Source organism: Vibrio sp. 1249-1 (genome assembly GCF_033340495.1).
In genome coordinates, this window is sequence record NZ_JAWOWJ010000723.1 from 1 (window position 1) to 630 (window position 630).

Below are 630 nucleotides of genomic sequence, written 5' to 3' on the forward strand. Positions count from 1 at the left end.
AACTGACATGGGGATTTCTCAGTATATGAGTGCTGTATTTGGGATTGTTAAGAACGTTTCGGCCAGTGCCGTTGCGGGACGAAGCGCGGCGATTGCTTACACATGTAACTTAACGCCGATTGCGATGTGTGGCGATCCAAATGGTACGGTTGAAGACGCATGGGGGTATCGTCTACCGGGTTATGATCCGAATGTGGATATGGATCCGTCGCTTGTGCACGAGTTAAAAGTTGGCGATCAGAATAATACCGATATGGGGCCGGTTAATTTTCAATTGCTCGATTTTGGTCAAGCGACTGGCAATAGCGGTGCGGCTTTGGTTCGTGATGCATTGTCTGGTGCTTACAACGGTTGCGCCTCAATTGGCGATACCGTTACGACTAAACCAGGTAATAGTGCAGGTCCAGTTGCACAGGGACTGAATGTGAGGCTCAACGACTTTTCGGGACCGATTAAAAATGACGGAACGGTTTTACCAGACAAATACGTGAGAGAGCCCGATGTTTTGGCTGAGACCGATGCGGAGTACGCAGGCGATCTGTATTACGCCAACTATCGTCAGGAGCTAAGCTCTTGTGAAAGCGGAGGAGCTTGTGATGGCAGTAGTTATACAGGTGATGGTGGTCTGAA

The 630-nt window shown here is 49.2% G+C and carries 1 pseudogene; it reads left to right on the forward strand.

Annotated features, from left to right (window positions below):
- Positions 1-630 (forward strand): annotated as a pseudogene (locus tag R7Z50_RS28560) (hypothetical protein); the annotation flags it as partial.